The following is a 17,964-nucleotide window of genomic DNA, read 5'->3' on the forward strand; positions in this document are numbered from 1 at the left end:
AGAGCACCCGAGCGAAGGGCCTGACGCGAAATGCGAAGGGAGATGGAGAAATTGCCCCAAACTGCAACGTTTCACAATCCGATTGTCGAGCAAGCGGCTGATCCTTGGGTGTGGAAGCACACCGACGGCTTCTATTATTTCATGCATACGGCCCGGGATCGTATTGAGCTTACGAAATCAGACTCGCTGAGCCGGATCGCCGAAGGCCGGAAGAAAACGATTTGGGCGCCGGAGCCGGGAGGTCGATACAGCCATAACTTATGGGCTCCGGAAATTCATCATGTTCAAGGTAAATGGTATGTTTATTATACGGCGAATGACGGGGGAGGCGACGATACCCGCCGGATTTGCGTCCTGGAGAACGGTGAAGACGACCCCATGGAGGGCGAATGGACATGGAGGGGGGCGCTTGACACGCCCGTCCCGGGTTTGGACGGTACCGTGATGACGCTGCAGGGTCAGCTCTACTTCCTGTATGCCGGATACGGCCGGTTTCCGGATTACGGCTCGGCAATTTATATCATGCGTATGCTTGATCCATGGACGCTGACCGGCGAGCATGTCCTGCTTACAGCTCCAACCCTGGAATGGGAGAAGCAGGGGGGCATGGCCATTAACGAAGGCCCTGTCATTCTCCATCGGAACGGCCGCATCTTTCTTGTCTATTCCGCCAGCACGACATGGTCCGAGGATTATGCGCTGGGCATGCTGACGATGGACGCGTCCAGCGATCCGATGAATCCGGATGCGTGGACGAAATCCCCGGAACCGGTATTTCGCAAAAGCGTGGAGAACGGTATTTATGCGACCGGACATAACAGTTTTACGAAGTCCCCGGACGGGACGGAGGACTGGATCGTCTATCATGCCCTCCCTGAACCGGGAGCGGATACCCGCTTGCGCGCCACCCGCATTCAGAAGTTCGGATGGCATCCGGACGGAACGCCGGATTTCGGAATTCCGGCAGGCGATTCCGACGCGCTCTACGTCCCTTCGGGAGAATGATGCAGGAGATCCGTATCCCATTGAAAAAGGGCAGCCGATAGCAACGAAGGATCCGAAGTAAAAAGCCTTTTATTACAGAAATTTCGTAATAAAAGGCTTTTTTTATTTCGGGATTATTGATTGTTTCAATCCAAATAGATCGATAGCAAATTGAATTAATGCACCCGAAAACCTTGTCACTATTGGGGTTTTATCTGTATTCGACCCCTCGAAACGACTTTTTGTTGTACGATATGGGGAATTGCTTGAAGGAATAATAATTACAAAATTAATGTATGAAAGCGTTGACAGATGATGAAATCATGCCTATACTTCGATTAAAGATACGGTTTTATTGTATTAAACAAGGGTGTTTGTGGAGAGACCTTTAGCATTTTGATTTCGAAAAGGGGGAAGTAGGCAAGAGCGGGTTTTTGGAACGGAAGGTCAACCAATTTTGATTATGGGAGGATTACGATGAAAGCGAAATTTAAGCGTGTGATTCATTTATTCCTGATCTCCATACTGATGATTTCGGCCATAACCGCATGCAGCGGCGGCGGCTCCGGGAAGGATGAGCCGGAAGGCAACGAAGAGGCCGTGTCCACCGAGAAGAAGAATGAGGTCGAGTTTACGGACATTAGCGCAAGCATCCGCGGCAATACGGCTCCGACGCAAGAGCAAATCGACGAGGTGAACAACACGCTGAACGATACATACCTCGGCGATGTATACGACGAAGTCATTCCAAGCGATTACTCCGCCTATCCGTTCAAGGAAGAGGTCGTGCTGGATGTTTGGATGCCTGCCAACTCCAATATACCGGATATGAACAACCATGCCGTTCAGAAACAGATCGAGAAATTGACCGGGATCAAGGTGAATTTCATCACGCCGCCGGTAGGACAGGAAGCGGATGCATTCACGCTGATGATCTCCTCCGGCGAGCTCCCGGACATCATCATTGAACCGGGCCGGTATCCCGGGGGCCTGGAAGCCGGGGTTAACGACGGCGCTTATATCGACCTGACCGACCTGATGGAGAAGCATGCTCCGAACTATACGGCCTGGCGCAATTCCCACGAGATGAGAAGAAAGACGACGGTGACGGACGACGGGAGGCTGCTCGGCTTCTACGGAATCGCTCCGTATTCGGAATGGACCTGGTTCGGCATGCTGATCAAGCAGGAAGCCCTCGACAAGACGGGGATGGAAGTGCCGAACACCATCGACGAATGGTACGCGTTCTTGAAGAAATGCCAGGAGGTCGGATACAAGACCCCGCTGAACTACGGATCGAGCTACGGCCAAATTTTTACGGGCATCATTAACGGCGCTTACGGCGTATGGGACTGGACCTTCCAGGACGAGAACGGCAAGGTGCAATGGGGGCCTGCGCAGCCGAAAGCGAAAGAGTACTTGGCGACCATGCAGAAGTGGAACAAGGAGGGTCTCCTTAACCGCGATTGGGCAACGGCCGACTTCAACCAGCGGATGGCGAGCGCCATTTCAGACGATACGGCGGTCATCATGGACTCCCCGGATACGATGTGGAGCTATTGGAAGGAACAGAACGACATCGATTTCGTTGGTGCGCTGAATCCGATCCTGAACGAAGGCGATAAATCGGCGACGACGTACAAAAACTTCATGCGCACCGGCACCGAGGCGGCGATTACGACCCAAGCGGACAATGTGGAAGCAGCCATGGCTTGGCTGGACTTTAACTACAGCAAAAAGGGATGGGAACTGATCAACTTCGGCGAGTATGGCACCGTTCATTTGGTGGATGACAAGGGAATGCCGTATTTCCCTGAGAACAGCTACATTTACAATGATCCGGACGGACAGCCGGTCGCCACGACGCTGTGGAAATACCGCATGCACAGCTGGCCGAACATTCGCGACGAGCATCATGCTAACCCGTTGATCGTGGCGAAGGGAAGCTATTCCGGAGATATCCGGAAATATTGGACAGAGAACATGGACACCAGCATGGCCATGCCGCCGATCACCTTCACCAAAGAGGAGGCATCGCGCGAGGCCGAGCTTGGAAACCAGCTGTCTACGCTTCGGGGAGAGTATTTTGCCAAGATCATCATGGGCGAGCTGCCTGTGAATGCATATGACCAGTTTTTGAAGGAAGCGCAGAGCATGGGCTTGGACGAATTCTTAAGTCTCCATCAGGCGGCGCTGGACCGGTATAACCAACGATAGCTTCCATATCGGGAATAGGTGGTTGAATCATGGAGATCATTCGAAAAAACAGGAAGATGAGCCCGGCTCCCGCGGAAGCCAAACTACGGAAGAGCCTGCTGATCAAGCGGGATATGAAGAAGAACTGGTTCGTATACTTATTGGCGCTGCCCGTGATCGCATGGTACCTGATCTTCTGCTACGGCCCTATGTGGGGCGTCATGATCGCTTTCAAGGATTTCAAGCCGCTGCTTGGATTCGGGGAAAGCGACTGGGTAGGCTTTAAGCATTTCATCGATTTTTTCCAAGGACCTTATTTCTGGAGGGTCGTCAAGAACACGCTGATGCTGAATGTGTGGGCTCTCGCCTTCGGGTTCACGGCGCCGATCATTCTCGCTTTAATGCTGAATGAGGTCCGGTCGTCCAAGTTCAAACGAACCGTGCAGACCGTTACGTACATGCCGCACTTCATTTCATTGGTCGTCGTGTGCGGGATCATCCATATTTTCACGGCGGATGAAGGAATTATTACTCAACTGCTGCAGTTCATTACAGGCAAAGAGTACTCTTCGCTCCTGGGGTACTCCTCATTCTTCCGGCCGATCTATACTTTCTCCGGCATCTGGCAGAGCATCGGGTGGGACAGCATCATTTATCTGGCCGCCATGAGCGGGATCGATCCGGCATTGTACGAGGCGGCTGAAATCGACGGCGTCAGCAGGGTTAAGAAAATGTGGTACATCACCTTGCCGCAGATCAGTCCGGTCATCATTATCTTGTTTATTTTCGCGATCGGCGGCCTGATGTCATCCGGCTACGAGAAAATCATTCTGCTGTACAATCCGCTCACCTACGAGACGGCCGACGTCATCGCTTCCTACGTGTATCGCCGGGGCCTCAGGGAAGCCAGTCTGAGCTATTCCGCCGCGGTGGGGCTGATCAGCTCCATCGTCAACTTCGGGCTGCTCTGGGTGACGAACTACATCGTGAAGCGCAGATCGGAAACCAGCTTATGGTAGGGGAAGGAGATGGCCATGATCGATAACAAGAAGATCAAAGCACGAGGTAAAAGAAAGCATAAATCGGTGGGAGACTTCGTATTCGATTTCGCAAACTATACATTATTGGCCGCGTTGACGCTGGTATGCTTCTACCCGATCCTGCATATCCTGTTCGCTTCGGTCAGCGACCCTACCGCTCTGATTGCGCATAAAGGCGCGCTGTTCAAGCCGCTTGGATTCACGCTTGACGGATATAAGCTGGTATTCAAAGACAACAGCCTGCTCAACGGGTATAAAAACACGATGATCTACGTCGGGCTCGGCACGCTAGTCAACATGGTCATGACGATATTAGGGGCATACGTGCTGTCCAGACGGGACTTGTATTTCAAAAATTTCATCATGATCCTGATCACCATCACCATGTTCTTCGGCGGCGGCCTGATTCCTTGGTTCCTGCTGATGAAGGACATCGGGTTGTACAACAATCTGTGGGCGATGATTCTGCCGACCGCCATCAGCACATGGAACATCATCATCCTGCGGACCGCCTTCCAGGCCATACCGAGGGAGCTGGAGGAGGCGGCCGTGATCGACGGCGCAGGCCAGGCGAAGATTCTGGTCAACGTCATCCTGCCGCTGTCGAGAGCGACGCTCGCCGTCATTTTCTTGTATTACCTGGTCGGGAACTGGAACTCCTGGTTTAATGCGATGGTGCTGCTTAAAGACCGGCAGCTGTTCCCGCTGCAGCTGTTAATGAAGGAAATTTTGGTGGCGAACGACGCCACGGCAACGTCGATCGGAAGCGCCGGCGGCGTCGTCATTAACAGCGCCCAGAGCGCGAACGCTTTCCGGGAGCTGGTGAAATACTGCGCGATCGTCGTTTCGACGGTGCCGATTTTAATGGTATACCCGTTCCTGCAGAAGTATTTTGTTAAAGGCGTTTACGTAGGCTCGATCAAAGGATAGATACAACAATGAATCGATGAGGAGTGGATGACATCTTGACGACAGAAACAAACCATACGCAGCCTCCGCGACCGGAATATCCGAGGCCCCAGTTCATGCGCAAGGCATGGCTGAGCCTTAATGGAGAGTGGGAATTCGGATTTGACGACGGAGACGTCGGCGAGCAGGAACGGTGGTATGAGGCGGACGGCTCCGCTTCATTCCCCCGAAAGATCAACGTGCCCTTCGCGTTCCAAAGCAAGCTGAGCGGCATCGGGGATCCCTCTTTCCATGACGTGGTGTGGTATCGAAGAAGCTTTCACATCCCGGATAATTGGAAGGGAAAAACCATTCTGCTTCATTTCGGCGCCGTCGATTATCTGGCAAAGGTCTGGGTTAACGGGCAGCTTGCGGCTGTTCATGAAGGGGGCCACACACCGTTTCAAGCGGATATTACCCGCTTCCTCGTTGAAGGGAGCAACACGCTGGTGGTCAGGGCCGAGGACTTCAGCCGTGATGTTACGCTGCCGAGGGGAAAGCAATACTGGCTTGAGAAATCGGCCAGCATCTTCTACACGCGGACGACGGGCATTTGGCAGAGCGTCTGGCTGGAGCCTTTATCCGCCGTGCACCTTAGAAAAACGGTGGTTACGCCGGATATCGATCGGAATGAAATCCGGATTCGCACCTTCGTTGAAGGATTGAAGGCGGCAGATGATATAAAGCTTCAGGTTACCGTAGCGTACGGGAACGAAGTCGTGGCCGAGGATCAATATTCGATCCGCAGCGGCGAGCAGCTGCGGACCATCGGCCTCGGGGATTTCACGGATCATGGCCTTGGGCGGCTGTGGAGCCCCGAGCATCCGAATCTGTACGATTTGGAGCTTCGGCTCGTATGCGGCGGAGAGGTCGTCGATGAGGTTGCCAGCTATTTCGGCATGCGGAAGGTGTCGATCGAGGACGGCAAGCTGTGCTTGAATAACCGGCCGTATTATCAAAGACTGGTGCTGGACCAGGGGTATTTTCCGGAAGGCATCCTAACCGCTCCTTCGGACGATGCGCTGAGACGCGACGTGGAGCTGACCAAGGAGATGGGCTTCAACGGCGTGAGGAAGCACCAGAAGACGGAGGATCCAAGATTCCTTTATTGGTGCGACCGGCTCGGGCTGCTTGTGTGGAGCGAGGCGGCGAATGCGTATGACTATTCCGAAGAATATGTGCGCCGCTTCACCAAGGAATGGCAGGAGATCATCGAGCGGGATTATAACCACCCGTGCATCGTCACCTGGGTTCCGCTGAATGAAAGCTGGGGAATCCCGAATGTCCGCATGGACAGCCGGCAGCAGCAGCACGGGCTGGCCATGTATCATTTGACGAAATCGCTGGATGATACGCGGCCGGTGGTGTACAACGACGGCTGGGAGCATATGACCACCGACCTGGTCACGATTCACGACTATGAGAGCCGTCAAGAGGTGCTGGAGAAGCGGTATAAGAGCGTGCAATCCGCCGTGGAAGCGATGCCGGCCAACCGCAGCATTTTCGTCGGAGGCGCTTCCTATCAAGGGCAGCCCATTCTCGTATCGGAGTTTGGAGGCATCGCCTTCAAGAAGAGCGAGTGGGAGGGCTGGGGATACTCGGGGGCGGACAGCGAGGAGGATTTCCTGATCCGGCTCAAGGCCGTCGTCGACCCGATGCTGACCTCGCCGGTCGTTCAAGGCTACTGTTATACGCAGCTGACCGATGTCGAGCAGGAGATCAACGGTCTGCTCACCTACGACAGGCGGCCGAAAGCGCCGCTTGCGAAGATCCGCGGGATTATGACGGGGACGCTAACCGAGCCGCTTAGTCCGGAACCGGATATGCGTACCGAGTCGCAGCAGGCTGATCCCGAAATGGCAAGATAGGCTTTTGTAAATAAGGATTTTGCAAGAATCCACAGAGCGACTTTCAATCAGCAATATATAGAGCGAAACGGTTTAGTTCGTCTATATATTGTACCCTGGAGCGGCTTGAATCGAATTTTGCAAAATGCTGAAATATAAAACAATCCAGACATAAAAGGAGTAGACCATGACTCATTCATCTAATATCCCGCGCCCCGAGTACCCGAGACCCCAATGGGTCCGGTCCGATTGGGCCAATCTGAACGGCCAGTGGCAATTTGAAATCGACCACGGCAAGAGCGGCAAGGACCGCGGCCTGACGGATCCCGGATACCAGCTGTCCGGGACGATCACGGTGCCTTTCTGTCCGGAGAGCAAGCTCTCCGGCGTAGAATATAAAGACTTTATGGCCGCTGTATGGTATAAACGGGCGTTCACCGTGCCGGAAGGCTGGGCCGGGGGCAGGATCCTGCTCCACTTCGGCGCCGTCGATTATGCAGCCGAGGTATGGGTGAACGGGACGGTTGCCGGCTCGCACCGCGGAGGGTACACGCCGTTTAGCTTCGACATTACGTCCCATGTCGTGCCGGGCAGCAACGTCATTACGGTATATGCGGAGGACGACGTTCGTTCGGGGCGCCAGCCGAGAGGCAAGCAGAGCGGGTTATACCACTCGCACGGCTGCGACTACACCCGTACGACAGGGATATGGCAGACGGTATGGCTTGAGCATGTGCCAAAGGCTTATATGGCGTCGATGAAATTGGTGGGGGATCCGGATAATGCCTGCGTGCATCTCGAGATTGCGGTCGAAGGGAGTGCGGCCGGGGAGCGGCTTGCCGCTTCCGCCTATTTCGACGGCCGGCTTGTCGGCGAAGCCGGCGCGATCGTATCCGGACCTTCGGTTAAGCTGACCGTTCCCTTGTCGGAGATCCATCTGTGGGAAGCAGGAAACGGACGGCTGTACGACCTGGCCCTGTCTTTGACCGACCAGGGCAGCCCAAGCGATTCCGTCCAATCGTATTTCGGTCTTCGGACCCTACGTCTTGACGGCATGGCATTCCGGATTAACGGCAAATCCGTGTTTCAGCGCCTTGTGCTGGACCAAGGCTTTTATCCGGACGGCATCTACACGGCGCCGAGCGATGAGGATCTTCGCAGGGATATAGAGCTCTCCATGGAGCTCGGTTTTAACGGGGCCAGGCTTCACGAGAAAATCTTTGAGCCGCGCTTCCTGTACTGGGCGGATCGCCTAGGCTATCTGGTATGGGGCGAGCACGCGAACTGGGGCTTGGATATCACGACGACTGAAGCGGTGTCCCGTTTTCTGCCGGAATGGCTGGAAGGCGTAGAGTGGGATTTCAATCATCCCGCGCTTGTCGGCTGGTGCCCGTTTAACGAAACGTGGGATAAGGATGGCACGAAGCAGCATAACGATGTCCTTCGCATTGTTTACGAGGTGACGAAGCGAATGGATCCAACCCGTCCGGTGATCGACACCAGCGGGAACTTCCATGTCGTCACCGATATCTTCGACATTCATGACTATGATCAGAATCCGGAGACGTTCCGCCAAAAATTTGAGTCGATGAAGGACGGCGGCGAGGTTTACAATACGTTTCCGAACCGGCAAACCTATGGAGGGCAGCCGTATTTCGTCAGCGAGTACGGCGGGATATGGTGGAACCCGGACCAAAAGGACGGGAAGGCCTGGGGGTACGGCGAGAGACCGGCTTCCGAAGAAGAATTCCTTGCGCGTTACGAGGGTTTAACGAGCACGCTGCTGGATCATCCGATGATGTTCGGATTCTGTTACACGCAGCTGTACGACGTGGAACAGGAAGTCAACGGGTTGTATACCTACGAAAGAAAGGCGAAGTTTGACCCCGAGGTCATCCGCCGCATCAATTCGCGTAAAGCGGCCATCGAGGATTGATATCCGGGAGCTTGCCATCCTGTGGCCGAAACGCGCTAAGCAGGAACTAATAATGCTGCCCGCAGCGGTTTCGAAGGCGGGCCGTGCCGAATAGCCGTTTTGGAGCATGATCATACATGTACCGAAAGGAACGTGAACCGGATGATAAATAAGAATTTCAGGAACACCTTGCTGCTGTCGATATGCGCGCTGCTTGTTTTTCCGATCGGCCAGACCTCGCAAGCGGCCTCCGTTCAGAACAACTTCTATAACGTTGTCATGCAGGAGGGGGCAGACCCTTGGGTGTATAAGCATACGGACGGCTATTACTACTTCACGAAAACGACCGGCGGTAACATGACGATCTGGAAATCCGCCCAGCTCACTACGATTGATGCGGCCCCTACAGCGGTGGTAAACACGGGCTGCTGCAACATTTGGGCACCGGAGCTGCATTACATTGACGGCGCCTGGTATATTTACTACGCCAAGGATGACGGAGACAATGTCAATCACCGCATGTACGTCATGGAGAACAAATCGCCGGATCCGACCCAAGGCACGTGGGAATACAAGGGGCAGATCACCGATCCGACGAACAAATGGGCGATTGACGGGACGGTGCTGCAGCTCGGCGGGGAGCTGTATTTCATCTGGTCCGGCTGGGAAGGAGACGTCAACGTCCGTCAGAACCTGTACATCGCCCATATGAGCAATCCATGGACCATCGACTCGGAGCGGGTGGAGATATCCAGGCCGACGTACAGCTGGGAGACGAATCATGTTCCCCATGTCAATGAAGGACCTCAGGTCATCGTCCGGGACGGTCTTATTCTTCTTGTCTATTCCGCAAGCGGAAGCTGGACCAACGACTATTGCTTGGGACTGATCACCGCGAGTGTATCCAGCGATCCTATGGATCCCGCTTCATGGACCAAGCGGGACCAGCCTATTTTCAAGTCCGGCAACGGGCTTTACGGTCCCGGCCACCATTCGTTCACGAAGTCTCCGGATGATACGGAGGACTGGATCATGTATCATGTAGCCAAATACAATAATGCCGGGTGGAACCGGGAGGTTCGGATGCAGAAATTCACGTGGCATGCGGATGGCACGCCGAATCTCGGCGAACCGGTCGATCCGAACACGCCGATTCCTCTGCCTTCCGGCGAACCGGCCCATCTCCGGTATGAAGGGGAGGAGGGAGCTTTCGGCGGGGCGGCCTATGCATCGGAAAGCCCGAACGGCTCAGGCGGCCTGAAGGCAGGTCATATTGATACCCCGGAGAGCTTCGTGGATTTTAACGTTCACGTCCAGGAGGCAGGCGAGTATATTTTGCTTGCGCGCACCGCCAACGGGACGGCCGGGGGCGGCTGGTCCTATCTGCAGCTGAGCGTAAACTCGGGCGAGCCGAGCCGGTTCCACATCACGAATAAAGGCTGGGAGAATTGGGGGCTGTCTACAGCCAGAGTCCAACTGAAAGCCGGAGCCAACAAGATCCGGTTTACGAAAGGTGAAGGCTACGGCGAGATTGACTTCTTTGATATTAAACCGGCGAATTAAGATGCAGGACATGGTACCGCGTGATTGAAATGAAGGCGAATCCAATCGAGAGGGGCTTCCGGATTTTCCGGAGGTCCTTTTCCTTCCATTATTCATATTCCGCAATCGATCAGCATCATGAAAAGCCAAGCGGCAGCACCGGCAGGCGTCATTGTTTTTCACTACCGTTCGAAGTAAGATGATTGTAACGATTAAGATAAAGGGGAGCGGATTCGTGCTGGAACTTAGTTTTAACGACCCGGAGAAGCTTGTTAAGGTAACCCATGCTTTGTCGACGCGTTCCCGGGTAGATATTCTTCGCCTCTTGAATTCCAAAAACTTAAACATTATGGAAATCGCGGAGACGCTTAATCTTCCCGTATCGACCGTCGCCAGCAACATCAAGGTATTGGAAGCGGCAGAGCTGATCAATACGGAATTGCTTCCGGCATCCCGCGGAGCGATGAAGGTATGCAGCCGGAATTACGATGACATTCATATCGCCCTTAATTTAAGGAATACCATGCCCAAAGGAGTCATGCATGTCTATGAGGTGGACATGCCCATCGGGCATTACAGCGACTGCGAAGTGCACCCTACTTGCGGAATGGCGAATGCCGAAGGCTACATCATCAAGGAGGACGAACCGGCGAGCTTTTATCATCCGAAGCATGTGAACGCTCAAATCATCTGGCTGCGCAAAGGGTATTTGGAATATTTGCTGCCGATGGATATTCCGGCGGGTGCACGCATCGAATCGCTGGAGCTGTCGATGGAGATGTGCTCCGAGGCGCCCAATTACGACAATAACTGGCCTTCTAACATCTCGGTATGGGTGAACGAAGTGGAGATCGGCATGTGGACCAGTCCCGGCGATTTCGGCGACCGCCGCGGAAAGCTCAATCCGAACTGGTGGTATGACTGGGCGACGCAGTATGGGTTTCTCAAAACATGGAGGGTCGATCATGAGAAGACGACGCTGGATATGGAGAAGATTTCCGACGTTACCTTAAGCGATCTTCGCATCTCGGAAAGCCCGAAATTGCGGCTGCGCATCGGCATCAAGCCCGATGCCGTACACCAGGGCGGGCTGAACCTGTTCGGTCGCCAATTCGGAGATCATGAGCAGAATATTTTGATGCAGGTGAAATATACGATGGACCCGGAAGAGGAAGACGTTTAAACGTGGATACACGGCATTTGAAACGGCTGCACAGGAGGATTTTCTGTGGGCCGTTTTTTCGTTTGCACTAAACATGTTTTACGGTCATGGAAGGCAGATAAATTCATTTGATTATATATGACGTCATAATTATTTAATTTTTCAACAAATAGGTCGTTATTAATTGCATTTATTCTATTTATAGTGTACATTAATGGTATCCGAAGTGGATTTAGGAATCATATATGGAGTTCGTTCTGTTTCGGAGGTTGTAAGTATCATTCTATGCAAGACCCGGCAGTCCATACGAATCAAATGAACGAGAACAAGAGAGGATGAGTGAGACATGTACCATTCCATGAAGCAAATCAATATGGGCGTTATCATTTGCAGGCATTGCAGCTCTCTAGTGGATACGGTGGACACCAATAAAATTGCCGTGTTCTATGGCGTGTGCGATAAGCCGGAATGCCGGCAGCTGCACAAGGTCAGCGAGGGATCGGCACGATCTGCAGAGGCACCGTAACGAAGGCGGATGCTGCGGGGATCTAGTCTAGGAACTTATTACATCAGATGAGAAACTCGAGAATAATCAGAAGAAGGCGGCGCTGTTCTAGCGCTGCCTTCTTTGATTGAGTCCGAAAAAATTAATCTCTTCGATAGGGGTCGTTGACAAATGAAAGAGTTGTAATTATACTGAAGTTAAACGTTTACGTAATACGTAATGAGTATGTATTTAGATTAGGGGGGAGGTCTTATCACTCCAACGATTAAAGATGTAGCAAAAGCGGCAAATGTATCAGTAGCCACCGTTTCGAGAGTACTCCATAATTTAAATGGTTATTCGCAGAAAACTAAGCTTAAAGTACTTCAAGCTGTGGAAGAACTTGGATACCACCCTAATGCTATCGCCCGGGGGCTTGTTAACAAAAGGACACAAACTCTAGGCGTCTTATTTCCAAACGTGTCCAGTGGATTTTCTTCTGAGATTCTTTATGGTATTGAAGAAGCCGCTCATGAAAAGGGTTACAGTGTTATTGTGTGTAACACAGCAGAAGATGGAAAAAGAACGATGAAGTATTTACAAGTCCTTCGTGAAAAACAAGTTGATGGTGTTGTGTTCACAAGCGAGTTATTGAAAGATGAATATTATCATCAGATGAATGACATGAAGCTGCCTGTTGTACTTGTTAATACACATTCTACAAAATACTCAATTCCATATGTGAAGGTCGATGATCGGCAGGCTTCCTATCAAGCTACTGCATATTTAATAGGCAAAGGTCACAAAGAGATTGCTATGATCGCCGGGACTCCTTGGGATCCTGTAGCAGGTATTCCTCGTGTTGAGGGTTACCGGCAGGCTCTTACTGACCACGGTATTCCTTTTGAGGACACAAAAATAGCTTACGGTAATTTTCATATGGAAAGTGGTAGAACAGCTATGGCGAAACTGCTGAAGGAAGCACCGCCTTTTACAGCTCTGTTCGCAGCAAGTGATGAAATGGCAATTGGTGCTATGGGAATGGCTTTTGAAAAAGGGTTGAGAGTTCCTGAGGATCTTTCGATCATAGGTTACGATGATTTAAATTTAGCAAAAATCATTTTCCCACCTTTAACAACGATTCATCAACCATTGGCTGAAATGGGACGACTTGCTGTTGAAAAATTAATAACGTTAATTGAAGAATCCGGTGAGGTACCCAGCAGCATCGTTAGCCATTCCATTGTGGAAAGGCGAACCGTACTTTCAATAAACTAACTTGAACAGTTAAACGTTTACGCTCCGGTTTATAGATCTTTTTTTCTATCATACCGGAGGTAATTCCAAATACGGAGGTGAAGAAGGACTTTTTTGTTCTAAATAGGTAAACGTTTACGTATATTAAGGGGTATTTTTTTAAAAGTTATAAGGATTAGAAAAATTCCCTTTGATAAGGAATCCCGTTATTAAGCCGTTTGATCGTCTTTTACAAATGTAATCGTCGACTTAAACGTTTTAGTATTTGATTAGAACATTAGAGATTAAGGAGTGGAAGTTTTTTGAAGCAAAAGTGGTGGCAGACTGCAGTCATATATCAGATATATCCGCGAAGTTTTCAGGACAGCAATGGTGATGGTATTGGAGATTTAAGAGGAATCATCAACCGCTTGGATTATTTGAAGGAACTGGGCATTACGGCTATATGGCTTAGTCCTGTTTATCAGTCTCCAAACGACGATAACGGCTATGACATTAGTGATTATCGAGCGATCATGCCGGAGTTTGGCACGATGGAGGATATGGAAGAACTGATTGATCAAGCGGATAAGTGCGATATCAAGATTATCATGGATTTGGTTGTCAATCATACTTCTGACGAACATAAGTGGTTCATTGAATCTCGGAAAGGCAAGGATAATCCATACCGGGATTATTATATTTGGAGAGATCCTGTAAACAACGGCGTCCCAAATTCGCTACGTTCAACCTTTAGTGGAAGTGCATGGGAGTACGATTCCGAGAGCGGTCAATATTATCTTCATCTCTTCAGTAAAAAGCAACCGGATCTTAATTGGGAGAACGAGAAAGTAAGACAAGAAATATGGGACATGATGAACTTCTGGCTGGAAAAAGGTGTTGGCGGTTTTCGGATGGACGTCATAGATTTGGTGGGTAAAATCCCCGATCAAGAAATAACCGGGAATGGTCCTAAGCTCCACGATTATTTACAGGAAATGAACCGAGAAACCTTTGGTAAATACGATGTCTTAACCGTTGGTGAAACCTGGGGGGCTACGCCAGAAATCGCCAAGCTGTACTCGGATCCCAAGCGCAATGAGCTATCCATGGTGTTCCAATTTGAACATATTGGTTTAGATCAGCAAGCAGGGAAAGAAAAATGGGATCTTAAGCCATTGGATGTGGGCCAGTTAAAAGAGGTTCTTAGCAAATGGCAGATTGCTTTAGGAAACGAAGGCTGGAACAGCCTGTTTTGGAATAATCATGACTGTCCACGGATTGTCTCGCGTTGGGGAGACGATTCTACCTATCGAGTCGAAAGCGCAAAGATGTTCGCCATCTTGCTTCATTTCATGAAAGGGACTCCTTACATATATCAGGGGGAAGAAATCGGAATGACAAACTATCCTGTTACCGATATTAGCGAGGTTCAGGATATTGAAAGCATTAACATGTACAATGAACGAATCGCAAGCGGATATAAAAAGGAAGATATTCTTGAATCTATTAATGCCAAGGGACGGGACAATTCGAGAACTCCGATGCAATGGGACGATTCGGAACAAGCGGGCTTCACAACAGGACAACCGTGGCTGCACGTTAATCCGAATTATCGGGATGTGAATGTTAAAGCCAGCCTGGCGGATCCGGATTCGATTTTTCACTGTTATAAGCAGCTTATCCGGTTAAGGAAAGAGAACCCTATAATCGTATGGGGTGACTATGAATTGGTCGATACGCCAGCTCATGTGTTCATGTACCTAAGGCGTTATCAAAATCAGACATGGGCAGTCGTAGCGAATTTCAGTCAGGAAAAAACGGTTTTAACATTGCAAAATTTCGGTCAAAGCCATGATGTCATCATTAGCAACTATCACCGTGCATCCGTTGATTTTGCCAATCTCGCTTTGAATCCTTACGAGGCTTTCGCTGTAAAATTATAAGTTTGTGATAAGGCATATTTCTATTAAATTTTATGTTGGGGGAGCATGGAATGAAAAAAATGTTAATATCAGCAACAGCATTGTTCATGTCTGTAAGCATTTTCACGGGGTGTGCTAAAAGTCCTGGTCCGGAAGAGACAAAAACATCAGCGACGGCCGAGGAATTAACGCCATTCGGCAAGTATGCAGAAACCGTTAATTATACCGTCGGGAAAGCTACGCCAGGAATCCCTAAGTTGCCTCAAGGTCAAACCTATGAAGACAATGCCTACACACAGTATTTGAAAGAAACGTTAAATATTCAAAGTAAAAATAAATTCGAAGCACAATCCGGAGACAATTACGATCAGAAAGTGGCTATGGCTGTAGCATCAGGCGATTTACCGGACATCATGGCAGTAGACGCTGAGACACTTCGTCAATTGGTTGATAATGAAATGATCGCCGATCTAACAGAAGTATACGAGTCGAGTGCCTCGGATATTGTTAAGGAAAAATACGCTTCCTATGGCGGAAGAGCGCTGGAAGCAGCGACGTTTGATGGAAGGCTTATGGCTATGCCATCGACTTCCAATGCGAATATCCCGACGATGCTGTGGGTTAGAAAGGATTGGCTTGATAAGCTTGGCTTGCCTGAACCTAAGACGGTTGAAGATATTGAGATGATCCTAACAGAGTTTGTACAAAAAGATCCCGGCGGCAACGGCAAAGGGAAGACCGTAGGGTTAGCCCTCTCGAAGTCCATCGGTGGCCTATACGGTGCTTTATTCCAGGCCGATAATATTTTCGCTACCCATCATGCATTTCCTCGCCAATGGCTAGAGAAAGATGGGAAGGTCGTATACGGATCCACAACAGAAGAAACCAAACAAAGCTTGGGATTGCTTGCGGACTGGTATAAAAAAGGTTTGATTGACCCGCAGATGGCTGTGCGCGACAGTATTGAATCCATCATTATTAGTGGCGAGGCTGGGGCCTTCTTCGGTCCTTGGTGGTCGGCTGATTATCCGTTAAATGATGCAAAACGTCAGAATCAAGCCGCTGATTGGAGACCCTACATTATTTCTAAGGATGGCAGCGGCGAAGTAACCGCATACACCCAAAATCCGGCTGCGGAATTCTATGTGGTGAGAAAAGGGTTTGAGCATCCGGAGCTGCTTCCGAAAATCGCCAGCGCATTGAATGACAAGCTGGTGCATGAAGATCTGAACTATGAGCCGGTTGTTGAATTTATAAAGGGTGGATTCGATGGCGGTAAACCGCTCGGAATCATGATTAATTATAACGATGCAACTGCGCAAATGTACAAGGATTTAAAGGCTGCCGTCGATGGAGAAAAAGCATACGACACGTTAACGCTGGATGACCGCACGTCGTATGACAAAATTGTAGGCTACATGAAAGATCCAGCGAAGGCCGATGCCAATCAATGGAGCGGATACATGTCCAGAATGGTTGCTGCTAAACTAATGGCGGAAACAAAAATTAATGAAGTTCACCCTGTATTCTTTGGTCAGACGAAGAGCATGAAGCTGAAATGGGCCAACCTGGTTAAATTGGAGGATGAAGCTTTCCTTAAGATCGTTATGGGAGAGGAGCCATTGAGCTACTTCGATACGTTTGTTGATACCTGGAACAAAACCGGAGGAAGTGACATTACTAAAGAAGTAGCTGAGGCCATTCAAGAGTAAGCAGAGATGAAGTGGGACAAGTCAAGGTTTGTACCCACTTCAAACTCTTTTGAAAGAAGGTTATGGGAAAGTATGAGAAAAGGGAAAAAAGCGGTCGGACAGCTTGGATATCATTTTATGATGGCGCCTGGATTTATCTTCTTGATCATCTTTAGCTTTGTCCCGATGTTTGGCATCCTGATGGCGTTTCAAGATTATATTCCGGCGAAAGGCATTTTCAGATCAGCCTGGGTAGGCTTGGAGAATTTCAAATATATGTTCGAAATACCCGATAGCATGAAGATTCTAAGGAACACGGTGGTGATTGCTCTCGGAAAAATCATATTTGGAACCATTGTGCCTATCGTGTTTGCTTTATTATTAAACGAGATTCGGTTGAAATGGGCGAAAAAAACGATACAAACCATCGTGTACCTACCAAATTTCCTATCATGGGCGGTTGTCGCTGCTATCGTAATTAACATATTCGATTACAACGGCCCGGTTAATCAAATCGTCCAATTATTCGGGAAAGATCCCGTTCTTTTCTTGGCGAGCAATGAGTGGTTTAGAGAAATTATCATTAGTACCGATGTGTGGAAGGGATTTGGTTATGGGGCAATCGTGTATCTTGCGGCTCTAACAGGCATTGACCCTGGGCTTTACGAAGCTTCGTCAATCGATGGCGCTAGCCGTTTCAAACAATTGCTGCACATTACACTCCCGGGGATTCTGCCTACGATTATGCTAATCTCGGCACTTAATTTGGGGAATATCCTCAATGCGGGATTTGATCAAATATTCGCCCTGTATAACCCGATTGTTTATGAAACCGGTGATGTTATTGATACCTATGTTTATCGGGTTGGTCTGCTAGGACAGCAATATAGCTTTGCGACCGCAGTTGGTTTGCTCAAGTCAGTGGTGTCCTTTACCTTACTTATAGCCGCAAATCAATTATCCATTAAACTCGTGAAGATGCGGATCTTTTAAG

General features: G+C 50.1%; 13 protein-coding genes. All 13 read left to right on the forward strand.

The features are described from left to right. Positions 1–42: 42 nt before the first annotated feature. The 13 genes from NSQ46_RS07945 to NSQ46_RS08005 all read left to right on the forward strand — a co-directional run bounded on the left by NSQ46_RS07945 (position 43) and on the right by NSQ46_RS08005 (position 17,963). Complete coding sequence (locus tag NSQ46_RS07945; protein WP_251535299.1) at positions 43–1,005, forward strand: glycoside hydrolase family 43 protein; 963 nt, start codon at positions 43–45, stop codon at positions 1,003–1,005. 456 nt (positions 1,006–1,461) lie between these two features. Continuing rightward, the gene (locus NSQ46_RS07950; RefSeq protein ID WP_210094992.1) at positions 1,462–3,201 is read left to right on the forward strand and encodes an extracellular solute-binding protein; all 1,740 of its coding nucleotides are present in this window, start codon (positions 1,462–1,464) and stop codon (positions 3,199–3,201) included. 29 nt (positions 3,202–3,230) lie between these two features. Further along, on the forward strand, positions 3,231–4,199 hold the full coding sequence (locus NSQ46_RS07955) for an ABC transporter permease subunit (RefSeq protein ID WP_144871373.1): 969 nt from the start codon (positions 3,231–3,233) through the stop codon (positions 4,197–4,199). Positions 4,200–4,214: 15 nt separating this feature from the next. Continuing rightward, a complete protein-coding gene (locus NSQ46_RS07960) occupies positions 4,215–5,150 on the forward strand; it encodes a carbohydrate ABC transporter permease (RefSeq protein ID WP_028404935.1) in 936 nt (311 codons plus the stop codon). A gap of 95 nt (positions 5,151–5,245) precedes the next feature. Beyond that, positions 5,246–7,036 carry a sugar-binding domain-containing protein gene (locus NSQ46_RS07965; RefSeq protein ID WP_245256036.1) on the forward strand — a complete coding sequence of 597 codons (1,791 nt, stop codon included), beginning with the start codon at positions 5,246–5,248 and terminating at the stop codon, positions 7,034–7,036. Between the two features lie 166 nt (positions 7,037–7,202). Beyond that, positions 7,203–8,951, forward strand: coding sequence for a sugar-binding domain-containing protein (locus NSQ46_RS07970; protein ID WP_342576607.1), 1,749 nt, complete (start codon positions 7,203–7,205; stop codon positions 8,949–8,951). Positions 8,952–9,092: 141 nt separating this feature from the next. After that, positions 9,093–10,493, forward strand: a complete 1,401-nt coding sequence (locus NSQ46_RS07975; RefSeq protein ID WP_251535297.1) for a family 43 glycosylhydrolase — start codon at positions 9,093–9,095, stop codon at positions 10,491–10,493. 214 nt (positions 10,494–10,707) lie between these two features. Next, positions 10,708–11,655: an ArsR family transcriptional regulator gene (locus NSQ46_RS07980; RefSeq protein ID WP_028404939.1), complete on the forward strand. Its 948-nt coding sequence runs from the start codon at positions 10,708–10,710 to the stop codon at positions 11,653–11,655. A 325-nt stretch (positions 11,656–11,980) separates the two neighbouring features. Further along, on the forward strand, positions 11,981–12,160 hold the full coding sequence (locus NSQ46_RS07985; protein WP_144871381.1) for a GapA-binding peptide SR1P: 180 nt from the start codon (positions 11,981–11,983) through the stop codon (positions 12,158–12,160). A gap of 243 nt (positions 12,161–12,403) precedes the next feature. After that, a complete protein-coding gene (locus NSQ46_RS07990; protein WP_321185838.1) occupies positions 12,404–13,396 on the forward strand; it encodes a substrate-binding domain-containing protein in 993 nt (330 codons plus the stop codon). 281 nt (positions 13,397–13,677) lie between these two features. Then, entirely contained in the window at positions 13,678–15,300 is a 1,623-nt protein-coding gene (locus NSQ46_RS07995; protein ID WP_341342306.1) for an alpha-glucosidase, read from the forward strand. A 50-nt stretch (positions 15,301–15,350) separates the two neighbouring features. Beyond that, entirely contained in the window at positions 15,351–16,991 is a 1,641-nt protein-coding gene (locus NSQ46_RS08000; RefSeq protein ID WP_144871387.1) for an extracellular solute-binding protein, read from the forward strand. Between the two features lie 72 nt (positions 16,992–17,063). Then, complete coding sequence (locus tag NSQ46_RS08005) at positions 17,064–17,963, forward strand: ABC transporter permease subunit (protein ID WP_144871399.1); 900 nt, start codon at positions 17,064–17,066, stop codon at positions 17,961–17,963. The last annotated feature ends 1 nt before the right edge of the window (position 17,964 follow it).

The organism is Paenibacillus sp. FSL M8-0142 (assembly GCF_038597315.1).
GTDB classification, from domain to species: domain Bacteria; phylum Bacillota; class Bacilli; order Paenibacillales; family Paenibacillaceae; genus Paenibacillus_AQ; species Paenibacillus_AQ lactis.

What these genes read in the sequence shown, in the direction of transcription:
- NSQ46_RS07945 (WP_251535299.1), top strand. Translation starts at nt 43, where the DNA reads ATGGAGAAATTGCCCCAAACTGCAACGTTTCACAATCCGATTGTCGAG.
- NSQ46_RS07950 (WP_210094992.1), top strand. Translation starts at nt 1,462, where the DNA reads ATGAAAGCGAAATTTAAGCGTGTGATTCATTTATTCCTGATCTCCATA.
- NSQ46_RS07955 (WP_144871373.1), top strand. Translation starts at nt 3,231, where the DNA reads ATGGAGATCATTCGAAAAAACAGGAAGATGAGCCCGGCTCCCGCGGAA.
- NSQ46_RS07960 (WP_028404935.1), top strand. Translation starts at nt 4,215, where the DNA reads ATGATCGATAACAAGAAGATCAAAGCACGAGGTAAAAGAAAGCATAAA.
- NSQ46_RS07965 (WP_245256036.1), top strand. Translation starts at nt 5,246, where the DNA reads ATGCGCAAGGCATGGCTGAGCCTTAATGGAGAGTGGGAATTCGGATTT.
- NSQ46_RS07970 (WP_342576607.1), top strand. Translation starts at nt 7,203, where the DNA reads ATGACTCATTCATCTAATATCCCGCGCCCCGAGTACCCGAGACCCCAA.
- NSQ46_RS07975 (WP_251535297.1), top strand. Translation starts at nt 9,093, where the DNA reads ATGATAAATAAGAATTTCAGGAACACCTTGCTGCTGTCGATATGCGCG.
- NSQ46_RS07985 (WP_144871381.1), top strand. Translation starts at nt 11,981, where the DNA reads ATGTACCATTCCATGAAGCAAATCAATATGGGCGTTATCATTTGCAGG.
- NSQ46_RS08000 (WP_144871387.1), top strand. Translation starts at nt 15,351, where the DNA reads ATGAAAAAAATGTTAATATCAGCAACAGCATTGTTCATGTCTGTAAGC.
- NSQ46_RS08005 (WP_144871399.1), top strand. Translation starts at nt 17,064, where the DNA reads ATGAGAAAAGGGAAAAAAGCGGTCGGACAGCTTGGATATCATTTTATG.